The organism is Stenotrophomonas sp. 63632_Sma (genome assembly GCF_056482875.1).
In genome coordinates, this window is the sequence record NZ_CM151220.1 from 355,472 (window position 1) to 372,937 (window position 17,466).

The 17,466-nt window shown below is 63.5% G+C and carries 16 protein-coding genes; 7 read left to right on the forward strand and 9 right to left on the reverse strand.

The features are described from left to right. The first annotated feature begins 4 nt into the window (after positions 1-4). Positions 5-1,168, forward strand: coding sequence for a COX15/CtaA family protein (locus ACZK45_RS01615; protein ID WP_099551635.1), 1,164 nt, complete (start codon positions 5-7; stop codon positions 1,166-1,168). 4 nt (positions 1,169-1,172) lie between these two features. Further along, entirely contained in the window at positions 1,173-2,066 is an 894-nt protein-coding gene (gene cyoE / locus ACZK45_RS01620; RefSeq protein ID WP_010484229.1) for a heme o synthase, read from the forward strand. A gap of 68 nt (positions 2,067-2,134) precedes the next feature. On the opposite strand, the gene ACZK45_RS01625 is transcribed toward cyoE, so the two are convergent. Together ACZK45_RS01625 and ACZK45_RS01630 are read right to left on the reverse strand one after the other, a co-directional pair. After that, positions 2,135-2,776 carry a hypothetical protein gene (locus ACZK45_RS01625; protein ID WP_478445336.1) on the reverse strand — a complete coding sequence of 214 codons (642 nt, stop codon included), beginning with the start codon at positions 2,774-2,776 and terminating at the stop codon, positions 2,135-2,137. Beyond that, positions 2,773-4,755, reverse strand: a complete 1,983-nt coding sequence (locus tag ACZK45_RS01630) for a DEAD/DEAH box helicase (protein ID WP_478445337.1) — start codon at positions 4,753-4,755, stop codon at positions 2,773-2,775. Before ACZK45_RS01630 ends, ACZK45_RS01625 begins: the two co-directional genes overlap by 4 nt. Positions 4,756-4,932: 177 nt before the next feature. Here ACZK45_RS01630 and ACZK45_RS01635 point away from each other — a divergent pair, with 177 nt between their 5' ends. Then, positions 4,933-5,754: a TraB/GumN family protein gene (locus ACZK45_RS01635; protein ID WP_478445338.1), complete on the forward strand. Its 822-nt coding sequence runs from the start codon at positions 4,933-4,935 to the stop codon at positions 5,752-5,754. A gap of 119 nt (positions 5,755-5,873) precedes the next feature. Here ACZK45_RS01635 and ACZK45_RS01640 read toward each other — a convergent pair whose 3' ends face one another. The 6 genes from ACZK45_RS01640 to rpsU all read right to left on the reverse strand — a co-directional run bounded on the left by ACZK45_RS01640 (position 5,874) and on the right by rpsU (position 11,041). After that, positions 5,874-6,845 carry a bile acid:sodium symporter family protein gene (locus ACZK45_RS01640; protein WP_293796594.1) on the reverse strand — a complete coding sequence of 324 codons (972 nt, stop codon included), beginning with the start codon at positions 6,843-6,845 and terminating at the stop codon, positions 5,874-5,876. A gap of 28 nt (positions 6,846-6,873) precedes the next feature. Beyond that, the gene (locus tag ACZK45_RS01645; RefSeq protein ID WP_478445339.1) at positions 6,874-7,374 is read right to left on the reverse strand and encodes a protein tyrosine phosphatase family protein; all 501 of its coding nucleotides are present in this window, start codon (positions 7,372-7,374) and stop codon (positions 6,874-6,876) included. A 27-nt stretch (positions 7,375-7,401) separates the two neighbouring features. Then, positions 7,402-9,141, reverse strand: a complete 1,740-nt coding sequence (gene dnaG / locus ACZK45_RS01650; RefSeq protein ID WP_478445340.1) for a DNA primase — start codon at positions 9,139-9,141, stop codon at positions 7,402-7,404. Positions 9,142-9,200: 59 nt separating this feature from the next. Next, positions 9,201-10,145, reverse strand: a complete 945-nt coding sequence (locus ACZK45_RS01655) for a YihY/virulence factor BrkB family protein (protein ID WP_050509858.1) — start codon at positions 10,143-10,145, stop codon at positions 9,201-9,203. Between the two features lie 103 nt (positions 10,146-10,248). Continuing rightward, positions 10,249-10,692: a GatB/YqeY domain-containing protein gene (locus tag ACZK45_RS01660; protein WP_004153909.1), complete on the reverse strand. Its 444-nt coding sequence runs from the start codon at positions 10,690-10,692 to the stop codon at positions 10,249-10,251. Between the two features lie 133 nt (positions 10,693-10,825). Further along, positions 10,826-11,041, reverse strand: a complete 216-nt coding sequence (rpsU, locus tag ACZK45_RS01665) for a 30S ribosomal protein S21 (protein WP_002808376.1) — start codon at positions 11,039-11,041, stop codon at positions 10,826-10,828. 166 nt (positions 11,042-11,207) lie between these two features. Here rpsU and tsaD point away from each other — a divergent pair, with 166 nt between their 5' ends. Then, positions 11,208-12,233: a tRNA (adenosine(37)-N6)-threonylcarbamoyltransferase complex transferase subunit TsaD gene (gene tsaD / locus ACZK45_RS01670; RefSeq protein WP_478445341.1), complete on the forward strand. Its 1,026-nt coding sequence runs from the start codon at positions 11,208-11,210 to the stop codon at positions 12,231-12,233. A 41-nt stretch (positions 12,234-12,274) separates the two neighbouring features. Here tsaD and ACZK45_RS01675 read toward each other — a convergent pair whose 3' ends face one another. Continuing rightward, entirely contained in the window at positions 12,275-12,928 is a 654-nt protein-coding gene (locus ACZK45_RS01675) for a hypothetical protein (RefSeq protein ID WP_478445862.1), read from the reverse strand. A 516-nt stretch (positions 12,929-13,444) separates the two neighbouring features. Between ACZK45_RS01675 and folB the strand changes: the two genes are divergently transcribed. From folB to ACZK45_RS01690, 3 genes are all read left to right on the forward strand, one after another. Continuing rightward, positions 13,445-13,798: a dihydroneopterin aldolase gene (gene folB, locus ACZK45_RS01680; protein WP_025878255.1), complete on the forward strand. Its 354-nt coding sequence runs from the start codon at positions 13,445-13,447 to the stop codon at positions 13,796-13,798. A 62-nt stretch (positions 13,799-13,860) separates the two neighbouring features. After that, positions 13,861-15,132, forward strand: coding sequence for a mechanosensitive ion channel family protein (locus ACZK45_RS01685; RefSeq protein WP_478445342.1), 1,272 nt, complete (start codon positions 13,861-13,863; stop codon positions 15,130-15,132). 128 nt (positions 15,133-15,260) lie between these two features. Continuing rightward, the gene (locus ACZK45_RS01690; RefSeq protein WP_478445343.1) at positions 15,261-17,435 is read left to right on the forward strand and encodes a glycoside hydrolase family 3 N-terminal domain-containing protein; all 2,175 of its coding nucleotides are present in this window, start codon (positions 15,261-15,263) and stop codon (positions 17,433-17,435) included. The last annotated feature ends 31 nt before the right edge of the window (positions 17,436-17,466 follow it).

The window sequence follows — 17,466 nt, forward strand, 5'->3', positions numbered from 1 at the left end:
TTTGATGAGCCTTTCCGCGCGTCCGGCGCTGCACCGCAATTTCCACCGCCTGGCGTGGTTCGCCATGATCATGACCGCGAGCACGATCATGTTCGGCGCATTCGTACGCCTGTCCGATGCCGGCCTGAGCTGCCCGGACTGGCCGACCTGCTATGGCCAGGCCACCTGGCCGCAGCACGTGGAAGAGACCATCGGCCACCCGGCGGCGGAGATCCGCCCGCTGGAGACCCACAAGGCCTGGCGTGAGCAGGTGCACCGCTTCCTGGCTGGCGCGCTGGGCATCGAGATCCTGACCCTGGCCCTGTTGGCCACGCGCAAGCGGCGATTCGGAAGCACGGCGGTGGTGACCGCCTGCGTGCTGGTGGCCGCCGGCATACCGCTGTACATGATGGGCTGGCATGGCACGGCCAGCGTGCTGGCGTTGATCGGTGAGGCGATCCTGCTGATCGCCGCGCTGCGCTGGAGCAACATCGACCTGGCGCGCGCTGCATTGCTGACCCTGGCGGTGGTGATCTTCCAGGCCTTGCTGGGCATGTGGACGGTGACCCTGCTGCTCAAACCCATCGTAGTGATGGGCCATCTGCTCGGTGGCATGCTGATGTTCGGCCTGCTGGTGTGGATGGCCTGGCGCGCGACGCACATGCCGATCACCCTGGCCGAGGCGCCGAAGCTGAAGTGGCTGCTGCGCATCGGCGTAGCGGTGCTGGTCACCCAGATCGCGCTGGGGGGCTGGGTCAGCGCCAATTACGCGGCGCTGGCCTGCGGCGGTGGCAGCGCCTCGTTGGACAACTTCCCGCGCTGCGCCAACCAGTGGTGGCCGCAGCACAACTTCGTCGAAGGCTTCACCCTGTGGCGCGGCATCGGCGTGGATTACGAAGGCGGCGTGCTGGATGGCGCTTCGCGTATCGCCATCCAGATGGCGCACCGCATGTTTGCGGTGGTGGTGGCCGTCTACCTGCTGTGGCTGGGCGTGCGCCTGTTCCGGTTGCCGAGCATGCGTGGCTGGGCCAGCGCGTTGATCGCGCTGCTGGTGCTGCAGGTCACCCTCGGCATCCTCAATGTGAAGCTGGCGCTGCCGCTGGAAGTGGCGGTGGCCCACAACGGCGTGGCCGTTGCCCTGTTGTTCGTGCTGGTCAGCCTGCTGGCCCGCCTGCGTGCCCCGGACTGATTCCATGTTTTCCAATTACCGCCAGTACTGGGACCTGACCAAGCCCAAGGTCGTTGCCCTCATTGTCTTCACCGCCCTGGTCGGCATGGTCCTGGCCATCCCCGGCGTGCCCAGCTGGGAGCAGGTGCGCGCAGGCGTGCTCGGCTTCCTGGGCATCTGGCTGGCCGCTTCGGCGGCCGCGGCGATCAACCAGCTGCTGGATGCGCACATCGATGCGCAGATGGCCCGCACCTCGTGGCGTCCGCTGGTGGTGGGCAAGGTCAAGCCGTGGCAGGTGCTGGTGTTCGCCGGCGTGCTGATCGTGCTGTCGATGGTCATCCTGGTGCTGTGGGTGAACCTGATCACCGCAGTGCTGACCTTCGCCTCGCTGATCGGTTACGCGGTCATCTACACCGTGTACCTGAAGCGTGCGACCTCGCAGAACATCGTCATCGGTGGCCTGGCCGGCGCGATGCCGCCGATGCTGGGCTGGGCCGCGGTGACCGGCATGCAGGGTTCGTCGGACTGGGCGTACTCGTCGCTGCTGGTGCTGATCATCTTCATCTGGACGCCGCCGCACTTCTGGGCGCTGGCGATCTTCCGCCGCGAGGACTACGCCAAAGCGGAGATCCCCATGCTGCCGGTGACCCACGGCGTGGTGCACACCCGCAAGCAGATCATGGTGTATTCGGTGGTGCTGGCGCTGGTCTGTCTGCTGCCGTACCTGGTGGGCATGAGCGGTGCGTTCTACCTGGGCGGCGCGATCGTGCTCAATGCGGTGTTCCTCTGGTACGCCTGGCGCATGCTCAATCCGCCGGACGAACTGTTCTCGATGAAGATGTTCTATTACTCCATCGTCTACCTGATGGCGCTGTTCGCCTTCCTGCTGGTGGACCACTGGATCCTGCCCTGGTTGTGACGGGCTGATGCCGCCGGGCATGGCCCGGCGCTACCCCCGGTGGTGGGTCACTGGATCTTACTCTGGTTCTAGCGGATGTAGCGCTTGGCCACCGAGGAATCGCAAAGTGAATGGAGTAAATCAAGCCCAACTGTTGAACTCAAGCCAATCTTGACTGCGGAAGTGTTTTTGAAGAAGAAGTCGAGATGATGGAGGGGGTGGAATTCTCCATTTTCGTTATCTGGGTCGTGGTCATATCTAAAGTAACCATGGTCCTCTGTCAAAAGTTCAGCAAATGCGTCTGCGTACTTTAGGCACATCGGGACTTCAATGCCAAAACTGTCGTTTATTCCGAGTGCGATATCCTCGTGGCAGAACGAGGAAGTGGCGCAAGTCTGGATTGCGTTGCGAAAAATGGAAATGAGCTCTCCACTTACGGGTTCGGATAAGTTATCAATGTTGAAGGAGATAAATTTGCCTTCTGTGATTACTTGGAAGGGGATGGCCATTGAAAAGTAGCCGTTGCCTCTGCGGATCCATGCCCGAGTGTAATTGCCAGAAAATATCGCAATGTCAAAATCATCTGGTCTTGTAGTCGACGATATGTCGTGACAAGTGTTAACGATTTCGGCTAGAGCGAGCAAATTTGAGAGATTGTCGCCAGCCTGGCGAACCGCCTTGAACAAGTCGAGGCGGTAGCTTGGAACGTCCTTGTAATAGATTGCTGTCACAGGGGCTTGATCCTATCGAACTCAATTTCGAGAATCTTGTTAATGTAGTCCTCGTCATACTCGGAGTCGCCGATCATTGATATGATTCTGCTAGACAACTTTGATGCGACTCGAGGGCTGGCTTTTCGTGCAGCGCAGTATCGCTTAACTATTTCTTCAAGCGATGGCTGTTCTTCGAGAACAATGAAATCTTTTTGCTGGGCAATTTCTGCGTCAGATGGAATTCGAACTTCCATCACATTCTTTTCGTAGATTGTATTCAGTCCTGTCTTGATGGCTTTTACTGTTGCCGCATCTGCTGCAGGGCCGACGATCAGATGGCTTTCTAGGAACGATCTCGCCATCATTGTGTAGAGTGCGTTTCGGAAGGATGTCTGCCGGTTAAGGTCCCTGGCTATGCAAATTACGAATGGAAACTCCAATCCCTTGGCATTGTTGACGTTCGAGATAAAAAATTTATCGGGATTTGTTTGCTTTGTTTCAAACGAGACATTGGATTCCCAGCCGAAAATATCTGCTACGTCTGCTTTGAGTTCTCCAATGACGTCGTATATGTATCCGTCCTTATCCAGGAAGATTACGGCAACGTCTCCCTGTTTTGTACTTGGATGTCGGGCTTTTATATTTTTGATTAGAGAAACAATGGCGCCGGCTATGGGGGCCTCGCCCGAGATTGTATGGACTTCGGTGCTCCGGAAATCCTGAGGGATGTCTTCAAATCTGCGAAGTGGGTCGCGGGAAAGTAGCGCCCTATTACCGTTTTCAACGTAGTGGTAGCCGCACGCGTCCCATTCCTCCGGTTTCAGCCAGCGAAGAACTGGTTGTTCGAAGAGGCCCATTCCCAGAGAGTGGGAAAACATGAGATTAGTTGGCTCTGTTCGATAGCATTTCTTCAGCACCATGTCCGCTCGATTGACCCGGTCGTCAATGGTTCTGAATATGTTTTGAAAAACGTCTCCTGCGACAAATACTTTCTTTGATGTCACCAGCTCGCAGAGTTCAATGAAGCTGTTTGCGAAGTCTTGGCTTTCATCGATAAATATGTAATCGAAGGCAAACTTCTTATCGCCTTGGATTGCGCTTATCTCAGCAATCGCTTTTTTGCAGAGAAAGTCAAAGGAGCCGGCGTGCAGGCTTCCGAAAGGTATTCCGTAATAATGGCATATATATCTGTATGTTCCAGACAGGGGTTCTTTTCCACTTCCCCAAGAGTGGAAGCAGAATAATTTCTTATCCCATTCGATCTGCCTTTCTACCCGCATGAAATCAAAGAAATCAGGAATTCTCTGCCGCATGGAGGATGCGAGAATCCTGTTAAAGCAGGTAAATACAATTCTTGCTTCAGCGTCTCTCGAGTAAATTTCCTTCATCTTGTGCAGCAGAAGTTCGGTCTTCCCTGAGCCGGCGAGGCCTTGAATTACGAATCTCTTGTTGGCGCCAAGTCTAAAGACAAAGCTAGTTTGATCGGTGTCAAACAAAATAATCTTCGACTTTACTGTCTCGAGAAGATCTTTGGCATCAAGATTGATTCGAGTGATATCATTGATGCTGCCAACAACGAGTGATGTGATTAGATCTACTATTCTTGCGTCGCTGACTTTTTCGATGATTAAGTCGTCGAAATCTACGTTATTCTTGTTTCTGTACTGAAACAATTCCTGCCATCTCTTCTTTCTGCCTATTTTTTCTCGGTACCTGAATTTTTCCGAAAGGAATGATATGTCCTCGAGAAGATCATCGGCATAGTCGTTTAGTGCGCCTTCGTCATTGCCCAAATCAATGAAGCAGGGGTGCATGCCAGCGGCAAATACTACGACAGCATTGTCATAGTCGTAGTCGGTATCGTCTTTTGATAGCGGCCTTCGCAACACGTAAGTCTGCTTCTTGTGGACCTTCGAGAACGCTTCGATTTTCTGCCTGATGCCGGCCTGCTCAACCAGGTCTTCCGCGTCAGGGGCGTAGAAGCAATAGTCGCTCATTTGCTATCGATCCTTGGGGTGCAAGTGGGGGCAATGCCTTCAGGATAGAAGGCGGAACTCCGTCCCGCTAGGGGGGCTGACGATCAGTTTCGGCGTAACTGCATCGGTTTTCCTAGAAGCACTCGAGACAGGGCCGTGCTAGATGAGTGCGTCTATCAAAATTGGGACAAGACCCGGATGCAATCTATCTGCCGCTGGACCACTTTGCTGCTGCTGGCGCTGGGCATGGCCCTCAGTGCGCATGCCGACGACACCGCCGCGCAGATCCGCCAGCATGCCGGTGACCATCGCCTGCTGGTGCTGGGTGAGTTCCACGGTACCCGCGAGAGGCCGCTGCTGGTACGGGAACTGATGGAGGCCTACGCGGCCGATGGTGCACCGGTGCGGTTGGCTTTGGAGCTGCCGACTGACGAGAACGCCGCGCTGGCGACCTATATGGCGTCTGCCGGCACGGCCGAGGCGCGCGCTGCATTGCGTGGCACGACGTATTGGAACGTCCACAGCCGGATGCATGACGGCCGTCGCAGCGAGGACATGCTTGAGCTGATCGAGGCGCTACGCGTGCTGCGCAGTCAAGGGCGCGACGTGCAGGTGTTCGGCTTTGATCGCGTGCTTCCCGCCGACATGGCTGGCGCTGGTACGCGTGACCGGGTGATGGCCGAAGAAGTAAGAGCACGCGCGCGGGCGCTGCCGAAGAACGGGCGGCTGCTGGTACTGACCGGCAACGTACATGGCATGCGTACGCAGCCGAAGATGATTGCGTACCCGCCGATGACGGCACTGCTGAAGGATCTGGACCTTTACAACGTGCGTATCGAGGCGCGTGGCGGAGAGGGCTGGGGATATACGGCTGTTCAGCACTGCGAACCGCGTCCGCTGCGCGGTCATGCGGGGGCATCGCCCAAAGTGGATACCGATGCCGACCGCAGCTACGACCTGTGGGTGTGGTTGCCGCGCTTCAGCGTGGCGCGGCTGCTGGACAGCAATTCGGTCTGGTGATCATCCACGCATGGCGTGGATCTACTCCGGATCACGGGCATCAGCCGAGCATGGGCTCGGCTCTACAGTAGATCCACGCCGCGCGTGGATGGGCTCTCTACAAAAACCCGCGCGCCCAATCAGGGCGCGCGCTTCGCATACCGCTGCGCGATCACGCCGCAGACGATCAGCTGGATCTGGTGGTAGATCATTACCGGCAGCACGATGGCACCGAGACTGCCGCCGGCGAACAGCACCTTGGCGATCGGCACGCCGGTGGCCAGGCTCTTCTTCGAGCCACAGAACACGATGGCGATCTCGTCCTCGCGGTTGAAGCGCAGGCGGCGGGCGATGAAGGTGATCAGCGGCATGGCGATGCCTAGCAGCACGGCGGCGACCACCGCCACGGCCAGCAGCGACAGCAGCGGTGTCTTGCTCCACAGCCCTTCGGTCACCGCTTCGCCGAACGCGGAGTACACCACCAGCAGGATGGTGGCCTGGTCGGTGTAGCGCAGCAGCGCGCGCTGCTTCTCCACCCAGCCGGCAATCCACGGCCGCAGCAGGTGGCCGGCCACGAACGGCACCAGCAGCTGCAGCATGATGCCGCCGATCGCGTGCAGCGGGTCGTGCACGCCGCCGGAGGTACCGGCCAGCGCGGTCAGCAGCAGCGGCGTCAGGAACACACCGAGGATGCTCGACAGCGACGCGCTGCATACCGCCGCAGGCACGTTGCCGCGTGCCATCGAGGTGAACGCGATGGACGACTGCACGGTGGAGGGCAGGGTGCACAGGAACAGCACGCCCAGGTACAGCTCCGGGGTCAGCAGCCAGCCCGACAGTGGCTTGAACATCAGCCCCAGCAGCGGGAACAGGATGAAGGTGCAGGCCAGGATGGTCAGGTGCAGCCGCCAGTGCAGCATGCCGCCGATGATCGACTCGCGCGGCAGGCGCGCGCCATGCAGGAAGAACAGCGCGGCGATGGCGACGGTGGTGACATCGTCGAGCACGATGGCGGCGGCGCCCTTCATCGGCAGCAGCGAGGCCAGGCCGACGGTGCACAGCAGGGCGAGGGTGAAGTTGTCCGGTCGCAGGCGCGACCACCAGCGGGTCATGGTGGGCAGAGTCCTTGGTGCGGAGGGTTCAGGGCGAGGTGACCGGCGTGGCCAGGCGCTGGCGGGTGGCGGCTTCCAGCGACTTCAGGCCGGCACGCTGGCCGAGCTGCAGGGCCTGTTCGGGGCTGGCGTGTTCGTAGCGTGCGTTGACCAGGCCGAGCACGGCGCCGGCGCGGTTGCCGGACGCGCAATGCAGCAGCACCGGCCCCTGGCTCTGCTGCAGTGCCTGGTGCACGGCGCGTACGTTGGCGGCATCGAGCCCCTCGGCGCCGGCCACTGGAATGCGCACGTAGCGCAGGCCCAGCGATTCGGCGAGGTGGGTTTCGTCAAAACCACGGTCCTCGTCGGGCTGGCGCAGGTCAATCACGGTGCGTACGCCCTGTGCGGCCAAGGCCTGCAGCTGTGCGGCGCTGGGCTGGCCGCCGGCATACAGGCCGGGGCGGACTTCGTTGAGGGACGCGTCTTCGGCCAGGGCCGTCAGCGACAGGCAGAGCGACAACAACAGCAGGCAGGTCAGGCGCAGCAGCATGGTCCTCTCCGTGAAAACGTTCTGCCGCTACAGGCGCAGTCCGGCGCGCGCCTTCAGCAGCTCGCGCAGTTCGTATTTGTCAGTATCGTCCAGGCCCTGCTGGCGCTGCTTTGCCAACAACTCCTCCAGACGTTGCACCAGCAGCTGTTTCTCCAGCTGGGCCACGGCATCGTGCAGTTCCTGGGTCCACATCGCGTCGTCGCCGGGCATCGTCTGCGCGGCCAGCGTGTGCAGTGACGCCTGTTCCTCACGCCCGTCGAAGTGCTCCAGCAGTGCGCCGGTGCTGATGTCCGGGCGCTGCTCGACCAGATCCAGCAGCTCCAGCAGCAGCTCCACGCCCGGCAGGCGCAGGCCCTGGAAGTGGTGCTTGCCGCCCAGCGTCAGCGCCAGCGACGGCTGCTGCAGCAGTACGGCGATCGCGCCGCGTACCAGGCTGCGCTTGGCCACGGGCTGGATCGCTCGCGAGGGCTGGCGTTGCGGCATCGACGTGCGTGCAGCCTGGGCGTTGCCGCCGAGCCCGGTCAGCTGCGCCAGCTGCTGCTTCATCAGGTCGCCGAAGGCACCGTCGGGAATCTGCGCCAGCATCGGCTTTGCGCGTTCGGCCAGGCGCGCCTTGCCGTCCAGCGTGCCCAGGTTGATCTCGCGGGTCAGTTCATCGAAGAAGAACTGCGACAGCGGCGTGGCCTGCTTCAGGCGCTCGTTGAAGGCCTCGGCGCCTTCCTTGCGCACGATGGTGTCCGGGTCTTCGCCATCGGGCAGGAACAGGAAGAAGGCCTGGCGGCCGTCCTTCATGCGCGGCAGCACCGACTCCAGCGCCTTCCAGCCGGCGCGGCGGCCGGCGGCGTCGCCGTCGAAGCAGAAGAACACGTCCGGCGCGTTGCGGAACAGCAGCTCGGCATGGTCCGGCGTGGTTGCGGTACCCAGTGTTGCCACCGCCTGGGTGACACCGAACTGGAACAGCGAGACCACGTCCATGTAGCCCTCGACCACGATCAGCCGCTCGATCTTCTGGTTGGCCTGGCGCACCTGCCACAGGCCGTACAGTTCGCGGCCCTTGTGGAACAGCGCGGTTTCGGGCGAGTTGAGGTACTTGGGGCCGTCGTCCTTCTCGAACACGCGGCCACCGAAGGCGATCACCCGGCCACGGCGGTCGAAGATCGGGAACATCACCCGGTCGCGGAACTTGTCGTAGACGTGGCCGCGGTCATTCTTCGAGAACAGGCCGGCGCGGTCGAGCAGCTTCATGCGCCGCTCGTCCTTGCCCAGTGCATCGCGCAGCCCGCTGTACCCATCCGGGGCGTAGCCGATCTGGAAGCGCGCGCGGTTCTCTTCGTCCACGCCACGCCCATCAAGGTAACTGCGTGCCTTGTCGCTGCCTTCCAAGTTCTTCTGGAAGAACCGGGCAGCGGCATCCAGTGCCGAATACAGCTCGCGGCTGTCGTCCTGCTGCTGGGGGCTGCGCGGGTTCTCGTTGCGCGGTACTTCCATGCCCGCGCGCTTGGCCAGCTCATCCACCGCGTCGAGGAACTCGAGGCGGTCGTAGTTCATCAGGAAGCTGATCGCGGTGCCGTGCGCGCCGCAGCCGAAGCAGTGATAGAACTGCTTGGTGGGCGAGACCGTGAACGACGCCGAGCGCTCGTCATGGAACGGGCAGCGCGCGGCGTACTCCTTGCCCTGGCGCTTCAACGGCACGCGGCTGCCCACCACCTCGACGATGTCGGAGCGGGCGAGCAGATCGTCGATGAAAGCGTCGGGGATACGGGCCATGGGCAACAGAACGGGGCGCGGCCGCAGGGCGCGCAGCAGGGGCGGCAGGTTCCCCTAGTTTACTCGCTGGCGGTGCCGGGGCTGGCCTGTTCCGCATCGGCCCCGGCCCTGGCCAGTTGCGCCCGTGCATGCTGCCGTTCGTCGATCACCGCGGTCATCAGCGCACCGACGAAGAACACGGCGGTGGCGTAGTAGATCCAGACCAGCGAGATCACCAGCGCGCCCATCGAACCATAGGCGCTGCCCGGGGCCACGGTGGCGATGTAGACGCCAATCCCGTAGCGGCCGAGGGTGAACAGCACCGAGGTGATGGCACCGCCGATGAAGGCCTGGCGCCAGGCCACGCGTCGGTCCGGCAGGTAGTGGTAGAGGAAGGCGAAGGCCAGCGTGTACAGCAGCAGCGAGGTCAGGTAGCCGATCGCCGGCAGTACCGAGGGCAGCTGCGCGAACACCACCTGCAGTGCGGTGGTGGCGGTCATCGACAGGATCAGCAGGAAGCCCAGCGCCAGGACCACGCCGAACGAGAACACGCGTTTGCGCAGCCAGGCCTTGATGCCTTCCAGGCGCTGGCCGCTGGTGTGGAAGATCCGGTTCAGTGCGTTCTGCAGCTGGGCGAACACGGCAGTAGCGCCGATGAACAGCAGCAGCGTGCTCCACAGTCCGGCCAGCGAACCCACACTGGGTTGGCTGTTGGCGTTGTGCAGCACGGTGTCGGCGACGCTGGCCACGCTGCTGCCAGCCACCGAACCGATCTGGCTGATCAGCGTCTGTTGTGCCGGTGGGTACAGCGAGGCGGTCAGCCACAGCAGCAGCACCAGCAGCGGTGCCATCGACAGCAGGGCGTAGAAGGAGACCGAGGCGGCCTGGGTCAGCACGTCGATTTCGACGAAGCGCTTGGCGACGGCCATCGGGAAGCTGTCCTGCAGGCGGTCAGCGTAGTGGCGAAGCCGTGCGGGAATGCCGTGGGGACGCGTGTCGGCGGGGGAGTGCGATTGCTCGACCATGGGGATGTTGTAGCAGCCGGGGGTCGAAGGTGCGGTGAAGCGGGTGCATCAATGGGGTCAGAGCCCTTCCGCGATGCGAAAGGGATCCGACCCCGGCAATGGCTTACGCCAGCTGCTGCTTGACCAGCTTGGAGACCAGGCCCATGTCGGCCTGGCCGGCAAGCTTGGGCTTCAGTGCGCCCATCAGCTTGCCCATGTCGGCCGGACCGGAAGCGCCGGTCTCGGCGATGGCGGCCTGGATCGCGGCGACGATCTCGGCTTCGCCCATCTTGGCCGGCAGGTAGGCTTCGATGACCACGATCTCGGCGCGCTCGATCTCGGCCAGGTCCTCGCGGTTGGCGGCTTCGAACTGGCTGACCGAGTCCTTGCGCTGCTTGACCATCTTGTCGAGCACGGCGATCACGGCGGTGTCATCCAGCTCGATGCGCTCGTCCACTTCGCGCTGCTTGATGGCGGCGTTGATCAGGCGGATCACGCCCAGCTTGTGCTTCTCGCCCGCCTTCATGGCGGCCTTCATGTCTTCGGTGAGCTGCTGCTTCATGCTCATGAGGAACCTCGTGGTAGTAGGTGGGGCGGGGCGGATGCCCGAACCCGGAAACGCAAAAAGCCGGCGACGCTCGCGCGTGCCGGCTTCGGCTCCATCGCGACAGGCAAGCCCATCGCAATGAAGATGCGTCCGATCAGTACAGGCGCTGACGCTTGGTAACGTCGCGCGACGAGCGGCGCAGCTGACGCTTCACAGCAGCGGCGGCCTTGCGCTTGCGCTCCTGGGTCGGCTTTTCGTAGAACTCGCGCTTGCGGGTTTCGGCCAGCACACCGGCCTTTTCGCAAGTGCGCTTGAAGCGGCGAAGAGCAAACTCGAAGGGCTCGTTCTCGCGGACTTTGACGCTGGGCATGGAATCTCCGGGACACAGTAGAACCGGGTCACGCCCGGCGAGCCGCACATTATAGCGGCGAATAGACAAACTGCAAGCGGCCAACCCTGAATACGGGCCAGAGGTTCGAAAGCAGTGAGACCTGCACGTCCCCCGAGGGGGCGGCAGGGGCGTCATAATAGCAGGCATGCGAGTCCTTGGCATCGAATCTTCCTGTGATGAGACCGGCGTGGCGGTGTATGACACCGACCTGGCCGGCAGCGCGGCCCTGCGCGCCCATGCGGTCTACAGCCAGATCGCCCTGCACGCCGAATATGGTGGTGTGGTGCCCGAACTGGCCAGCCGCGACCACGTCCGCAAGTTGCTGCCACTGGTACGCCAGACCCTGGCCGACGCCGGTCTGGGCGTAGACGACATCGACGGCGTGGCTTACACGGCCGGTCCCGGCCTGGTCGGCGCGCTGCTGGTCGGCGCGGGCGTGGCGCGGTCGCTGGCCTGGGCGCTGGAGGTGCCGGCGGTGGGCGTACACCATATGGAAGGCCACCTGCTGGCCCCGCTGATGGAGGACGACCCGCCGGAAGCGCCGTTCGTGGCGCTGCTGGTGTCCGGTGGCCATACCCAGCTGGTGGCGGTGGACGCGATCGGTCAGTACCGCCTGCTGGGCGAAACTCTGGACGACGCGGCCGGCGAGGCCTTCGACAAGACCGCCAAGATGATGGGCCTGCCCTATCCGGGCGGCCCGCAGCTGGCCAGGCTGGCCGAGCAGGGCACGCCGGGTGTCTACCGCTTCGCGCGGCCGATGACCGACCGCCCCGGGTTGGATTTCAGCTTCTCCGGCCTGAAGACCCAGGTCCTGATGGCCTGGCGCGACAGCGACCAGAGCGAGCAGACCCGCGCCGACATCGCCCGTGGCTTTGAAGATGCAGTGGTCGAGACCCTGTCGATCAAGTGCGAGCGCGCGCTGGAAGCGGCCGGCACCAATGTGATCGTGGTGGCTGGCGGCGTCGGCGCCAACAAGCGCCTGCGCGCACGCCTGCAGCAGATGGCCGAGCGCCTTGGCGGCCGTGCCTGCTTCCCGCGGCCGGCGTTGTGCACCGACAACGGCGCGATGATCGCCTTCGCCGGCGCGCTGCGGCTGCAGGCCGGCCAGCACAGCCCGCCGAAGGTCGAGGTCACCCCGCGCTGGGACATGGCGACCCTGCCTGCGGTGTAAGCCCCGGAACCGGTAGCGCCGGGCCATACCCGGCGGACGCATTACGGACGCCCTGCCAACGGCGACGCCGCCAACACCGTTGTCGCCCGCTCATGGCGCTGCAGCCAGCCCAGCGTATGCGGGCAGCGGGCGTGGATCAGCCGTCCGATCGCCGCCAGGTCGGCACCGATGTCGCGTTCCAGGATGGGTTCGTGGTGCGCGATGCGGTTGCGCAGGTGGCGAATGCGGTCGAGGTCGGCATGGATGCTCGTGCGGACGACGCTGAGAGCATTCTGTGGCGCGTTCGGCAACGCAATCTTCAAGCCCCGCGTCCAGATGGCTCCCTCGAAGCGCCGCGTGAAAAGCTGCTGCCAGAACGCGAAGCGAAGGCTGGCGATGATCTCCTGAGTGTCCATCCGACGACCAGCCTGTCTATGGAGATCCTGCAAGGCCGACAACGCGCCATCTGCTGGCATCCGCTGCAGCAGTGCAGGATGCCAGGGCCAGCGCGGCCCAAAGGCATGCGCCAGCGCCGCGGCCACCGCGTTGCGGATTACGATTTCACAGACGTGCAGGGGGGATAGCAGCGCGCCGCACATCTGCATGTTCCATACGTAAAGCGAGGCGGCATCCAAAGAGTGCCGGTCCGCGATACGTTTGTACGTCGCCCACCGTGGGCGTGACAGCGCTGCCTGCAGGATTCGTTGCTCTCTCATCAAATGCGGGACCACATGGCGGATCATCAGCCTGCGCTGGTTGCCGCTGGCGTGATATCGGGCAATGCCGCCGCGTCAGGCAGCAGAATTCCTGTATTGCCCTTGGCTTCCTCCAGCATGTCGCGATTGACTCTGGACCGTCGAGGGAATGAACGTCATGATCTGCATCGTGTGCTTCGGGACTCGCGGCTGGATTCCAGCTCCCCCCGAGGACGTTGAGAGGTACCAAAGGGCCCCGCTAGCAGGGCCCTTTGTTTTTTGGAAATGCGGGCATAGTCGGAATCGCCTCTTGATCCGCAGACCTCACCCGCTTCAATTTCGACGCCTGCGCCACCGGGACTCGCGGCTGTTCAACAGCTCCCCCCGGGGACAAGCGGTAGTACCAGAGGGCCGCTGCTAGCGGGGCTCTTTGTTTTTCCCAGTGCCGCATTCCTGCCGGCCACCCACCGCCCGTTCCGGGCAGGCTCACCGTCGTGCCGTTACCATGGCCCCCTGTATTCGGGCTGGTTAAGCGCAATGGACAAGGTTTTCATCGAGGGGCTGACGATCGACGCCCTGATCGGTATCTACGATTGGGAACGACGGATCCGCCAGGACCTGGTGTTCGACCTGGAAATGGGCTTTGACAACCGTCGTCCCGCGGCCTCCGACGACATCGCCCATACCCTGAACTACAAGGCGGTGAGCAAGCGCCTGGAGCAGTTCGTGCGCGAGTCGGAATTCGGCCTGGTGGAAACCCTGGCCGAGCGCTGCGCGCAGATCGTGCTGGACGAATTCGACGTGAAGTGGCTGCGCCTGAAGCTGAGCAAGCCGGGCGCGGTGCGCGGCGCGCGCGCGGTGGGCGTGATCATCGAGCGCTCGCGGGACTGATCCGGTAGTGCCGGCCGCTGGCCGGCACCCCCAACAACAACGACAACGCAAGGAGACAACTGATGGTGGACGCGGTGGTGGCGGTACAGTGGCTGGAAAAGCTGCAGAACACACTGGAACCCTATCCCGGCGCCTACCTGGCGTTGATGATCACGGCGCTGCTGGTCGCAGCGGGCCTGGCCAACTGGGTGACCAAGCGCATCCTGGTGCGTGGCCTGCGGCGCCTGCTGCAGCGCCTGCCGGGCGCCGAGTCCGGGCGCGGCAGCCACTTGATGCGGGTCATTTCGCGCCTGTCCAACGTGGTGCCCAGCCAGGTGATCGCCTCGGGCATCACCTTCATCCCGGATCTGCCGGAAGGCCTGGTCAAGGTCATCATCAAGCTGTGCATCGTGTGGGCCGTACTGACGGTGTCGATGGCGTTCTCGCATGCGCTGGACGCGGCCAACAGCCTGTACGAGCGCAAGCCCGATGCGCGCAACAAGCCGATCAAGGGCTACCTGCAGGTGGTCAAGATCGTGGTGTTCGTGGCCGCCGGCCTGTCCATCATCGCCACCCTGCTGGGGGGGAAGCTGGGCCCGCTGGTCACCGGCCTGGGCGCGGCCACGGCCGTGCTGATGTTGATCTTCCAGGACACCATTCTGTCGCTGGTGGCCAGTGTGCAGATCAGTGGCGATGGCCGTGTGCGCATCGGCGACTGGATCGAAATGCCCAGCCAGAATGCCGACGGTGACGTCATCGATATCGCGCTGCACACCGTCACCGTGCAGAACTTCGACAAGACCATCACCACCATCCCGACCAAGAAACTGGTGACCGAGTCGTTCAAGAACTGGCGCGGCATGCAGGAGGCCGGCGGCCGCCGCATCAAGCGTGCGCTGTATCTGGACCAGCACAGTGTCGGCTTCCTGGACGAGGGCGACCTGGCCTTCCTTGGCCAGTTCGCGCTGCTGCGTGATTACCTGCAGGAGAAGGAGCAGGAGCTTGGCCAGTGGAACGGGCGCCTGCGCGAACAGGGCGTGGCCGAGGTCAACAGCCGCCGGGTGACCAACCTGGGTACCTTCCGGGCCTATGTGGAGCGCTACCTGCGCAACCACCCGGGCATCCATACCGACATGACCCTGCTGGTACGGCAGCTGCAGCCGACCACCGAGGGCCTGCCGCTGGAGCTGTACTGCTTCACCCGCAGCACCGCCTGGGGCGAGTACGAGGCGGTGCAGTCGGACATCTTCGACCACCTGCTGGCGATCCTGCCGGCCTTCGGCCTGCGCGTGTTCCAGGCCTCCAGTGACGCCATGTTGATGGCCGGGCAGCGCCAGTTGGCTGGGTCGGAGTAAGCTGCGATGCCTCCGGCGGGGCCATACGGACCCCGCTGGTGGCTGAAACTGAATGAAAAAACCTCTCGCCAAATCGCCCGGGATCGCTAGAATGCCGGGCTTGTAAACGTTTTCATCAAGGACTGCCGGTGGCCTCCGATCGCATCGAATCCCTCATTGCCCAGATGACCGTCGAGGAAAAGGTCGGCCAGCTGGGTGTCTTCGCGGACATGGTCCGCCCGTTCGCCCCGGACGTGAACCCGGAAGCCAACGTGCGCAATGCCGACCAGGTGCTGCAGCAGGTGCGCGAGGGCAAGGTCGGTTCCCTGTTCAATGGTGTGGGCGCCGAGCTGGGCCGCCGCATCCAGCAGGTCGCCACCGAAGAGAGCCGCCTGGGCATCCCGGTGATCCTGGCTGCCGACGTCATCCACGGCATGCGCACCGTGTTCCCGATTCCGCTGGGCGAGGCCGCCAGCTTCGAGCCGGAGCTGGCCGAGCGCACCGCGCGCGCCACCGCTGTCGAAGCCACTGCTGCTGGCCTGCACTGGACCTATGCGCCGGCCGTGGACATCGCCCGCGACCAGCGCTGGGGCCGTGGCGCCGAAGGTGCTGGCGAAGACGTGGTGCTGGGGTGTGCGTTCGCCGCCGCCCGCGTACGCGGCTTCCAGGGCAGCGACCTGCGCGCTGCCGATTCGCTGCTGGCCACGCCCAAGCACTTCGCCGCCTATGGCGCGGTGATGGCCGGCATGGAATACAACATGGTGGACATCTCGCCGCAGACCCTGCGCGACGTGCACCTGCCGCCGTTCAAGGCTGCGTTCGACGCCGGCGCGATCACCGTGATGTCCTCGTTCAACGACATCAACGGCGTGCCGGCCAGCGCCAACGCCGAACTGCTGACCGACATCCTGCGCGGTGAGTGGAAGTTCCCGGGCGTGGTGATCTCCGATTACACCGCCGACATGGAACTGGTCGCGCACGGTTATGCCGCCGACGACCGCGATGCCACCGCCAAGGCGTTCACCGCCGGCCTGGACCTGAGCATGCAGAGCGGCTTCTACGCCGAGCACCTGCCGGGCCTGGTCGAGAGCGGCGAGGTGCCGATGGCGGTGCTGGATGAAGGCGTGCGCCGCATCCTGTGGCTGAAGGAAACCATCGGCCTGTTCGACGACCCGTACCGTTCGCTGGACCCGGCGCGCGAAGCCGATACCTCGCACATTGCCGCACATGACGCGCTGTCGCGCGATGCGGCGCGTCGTTCGATCGTGCTGCTGAACAACCGTGACAGCGTGCTGCCGCTGCAGAAGACCGGGCAGAAGATCGCGCTGATCGGTCCGTTCGTGCAGGACCGCGAGAACATTGAAGGCTGCTGGACGCTGTTCGGCGACAAGCAGCGCTACGTGGATCTGGAAACCGGCGTGCGCGCCGCCATCGGCGATGAAGCGCTGCTGGAAATCGTGCCGGGCTGCGAACTGGAAGTGGCCATTCCCGGTGGCACCGAAGCGGCCGTGGCCGCTGCGCTGCGCGCCGACGTGGTGGTGCTGGCGCTGGGCGAGCCGCAGCGTTACAGCGGCGAAGCGCAGTCGCGCGTCGAGATCACCCTGCCGCCGGCACAGCAGGCGCTGGCCGAAGCGGTGGCGATGACCGGCAAGCCGCTGGTGGTGCTGCTGCGCAATGGTCGCGCGCTGGCCCTGCAGGGCGCCGTGCGTAATGCGCAGGCGGTGGCGGTGACCTGGTACCTGGGCACGCAGACCGGCCATGCCGTGGCTGATGTGCTGTTCGGCGATTACAGCCCGTCGGGCCGCCTGCCGGTCAGCTTCCCGCAGGTGTCCGGCCAGCAGCCGTACTTCTACAATCACCCGCGCACCGGCCGCCCGGAACTGCCGACCATGTCGGAGTTCAAGGCCCGCTGGCGCGAGATTCCGAACGAGCCGCTGTACCCGTTCGGGCATGGCATCGGCTACACCACCTTCGCCTACGGTGCGCCGCAGCTGAGTGCGGCGCAGCTTGGCTGGGACGACAGCTTGACCATCACCACCACGCTGACCAACAGCGGCGACGTGGCCGGCGAGGAAGTGGTGCAGCTGTACATCCACGACCGCGTGGCCAGCCGCGTGCGTCCGGTGCGCGAACTGAAGGACTTCCGCAAGGTGGCGCTGCAGCCGGGCGAGTCGACCGAAGTGGTGTTCACCCTGACCCGCGAGCAGTTGGCGTTCACCGGCCGCGACGGCGTGCTGCGTGCTGAGCCGGGCCAGTTCGATGTGTGGGTGTGCGCGTCTTCGGCCGCCGGTGAGGCGGTGCAGTTCGAGCTGCTGAAGGCCTGATCGAGAAAAAGGGGACGGAGGGGATTAAGTC

What these genes read in the sequence shown, in the direction of transcription:
- ACZK45_RS01615 (WP_099551635.1), top strand. Translation starts at nt 5, where the DNA reads ATGAGCCTTTCCGCGCGTCCGGCGCTGCACCGCAATTTCCACCGCCTG.
- cyoE (WP_010484229.1), top strand. Translation starts at nt 1,173, where the DNA reads ATGTTTTCCAATTACCGCCAGTACTGGGACCTGACCAAGCCCAAGGTC.
- ACZK45_RS01630 (WP_478445337.1), bottom strand. Translation starts at nt 4,755, where the DNA reads ATGAGCGACTATTGCTTCTACGCCCCTGACGCGGAAGACCTGGTTGAG.
- ACZK45_RS01635 (WP_478445338.1), top strand. Translation starts at nt 4,933, where the DNA reads ATGCAATCTATCTGCCGCTGGACCACTTTGCTGCTGCTGGCGCTGGGC.
- ACZK45_RS01640 (WP_293796594.1), bottom strand. Translation starts at nt 6,845, where the DNA reads ATGACCCGCTGGTGGTCGCGCCTGCGACCGGACAACTTCACCCTCGCC.
- ACZK45_RS01645 (WP_478445339.1), bottom strand. Translation starts at nt 7,374, where the DNA reads ATGCTGCTGCGCCTGACCTGCCTGCTGTTGTTGTCGCTCTGCCTGTCG.
- dnaG (WP_478445340.1), bottom strand. Translation starts at nt 9,141, where the DNA reads ATGGCCCGTATCCCCGACGCTTTCATCGACGATCTGCTCGCCCGCTCC.
- ACZK45_RS01655 (WP_050509858.1), bottom strand. Translation starts at nt 10,145, where the DNA reads ATGGTCGAGCAATCGCACTCCCCCGCCGACACGCGTCCCCACGGCATT.
- ACZK45_RS01660 (WP_004153909.1), bottom strand. Translation starts at nt 10,692, where the DNA reads ATGAGCATGAAGCAGCAGCTCACCGAAGACATGAAGGCCGCCATGAAG.
- rpsU (WP_002808376.1), bottom strand. Translation starts at nt 11,041, where the DNA reads ATGCCCAGCGTCAAAGTCCGCGAGAACGAGCCCTTCGAGTTTGCTCTT.
- tsaD (WP_478445341.1), top strand. Translation starts at nt 11,208, where the DNA reads ATGCGAGTCCTTGGCATCGAATCTTCCTGTGATGAGACCGGCGTGGCG.
- ACZK45_RS01675 (WP_478445862.1), bottom strand. Translation starts at nt 12,928, where the DNA reads ATGAGAGAGCAACGAATCCTGCAGGCAGCGCTGTCACGCCCACGGTGG.
- folB (WP_025878255.1), top strand. Translation starts at nt 13,445, where the DNA reads ATGGACAAGGTTTTCATCGAGGGGCTGACGATCGACGCCCTGATCGGT.
- ACZK45_RS01685 (WP_478445342.1), top strand. Translation starts at nt 13,861, where the DNA reads ATGGTGGACGCGGTGGTGGCGGTACAGTGGCTGGAAAAGCTGCAGAAC.